1 protein-coding gene is annotated in these 929 nt (G+C 55.8%); it reads left to right on the top strand.

The window, feature by feature from the left end; genetic code table 11:
• Positions 1-929, top strand: a 929-nt coding sequence (locus HMPREF1546_RS05770; RefSeq protein WP_021751766.1) for an AAA family ATPase, incomplete at both ends; no start/stop codon positions are given.

Below are 929 nucleotides of genomic sequence, written 5' to 3'. Positions count from 1 at the left end.
AGACCGAAGCGGTACGCCGAGATACGCCCATGTGAGAGGAACGGCAGGCCCATTCAGACAGGACATTGTCGGGTCTGACAAGTCCTATCCGTTCCGATACGAGGGAAACGGCAACCAGCTTTTTGCCTTTGAATCACCGATTGACCTGTTATCGTTCATCTGCCTTTATCCGCAGGACTGGCAGACAAGGAGCTATCTTGCCCTGGGCGGCGTTTCGGGCAAAGCCCTTGACCGTTTCCTTTCTGAACGCAAGGACACCCGAAAAGTGTTCCTCTGCCTTGACAGCGACACCGCAGGAAGTGAAGCCTGCTTCCGACTGGCGCAGGACATTCCCAGCGAGATCGCCGTCATTCGCCTTGTCCCGGCAAGGAAAGACTGGAACGATGTTCTCCGTCAGCAAGGGGACATTCCCAGCCGCAAATTCATAGCCGAGACAATCACGCTGCGAGAGCTGCCCACCGCCCAGCCTGTTCCCATGCTCCGCATGGCAGATGTGGAGCTGACGAGCGTGGATTGGCTATGGTTTCCGTATATTCCCTTTGGAAAGCTGACCATCATACAGGGCAACCCCGGCGAGGGCAAGACCTACTTTGCTATGCGCCTTGCGGCGGCTTGCACCAATCGAAAGCCTTTACCCGGTATGGAGACACTTGAGCCTTTCAATATCATCTATCAGACCGCCGAGGACGGTCTGGGCGATACCGTTAAGCCCCGGCTGATGGAAGCTGACGCAGACCTTGAACGAGTGCTTGTTATTGACGATAGAGACACGCCGCTGACCCTTGCTGATGAGCGCATCGCAAGAGCAATCCGAGAGAACAACGCAAGGCTGGTTATCATTGACCCGGTACAGGCGTTTTTGGGCACAGATGTGGACATGAACAGGGCAAACGAGGTGCGCCCGATATTCCGCAGTCTGGGAGACATTG

Source organism: Oscillibacter sp. KLE 1745 (genome assembly GCF_000469445.2).
In the GTDB taxonomy this organism is placed as follows: domain Bacteria; phylum Bacillota; class Clostridia; order Oscillospirales; family Oscillospiraceae; genus Oscillibacter; species Oscillibacter welbionis.
The sequence above is the reverse complement of the archived record's forward strand: the minus strand, read 5'-3'. Positions and strand labels throughout refer to the sequence as shown.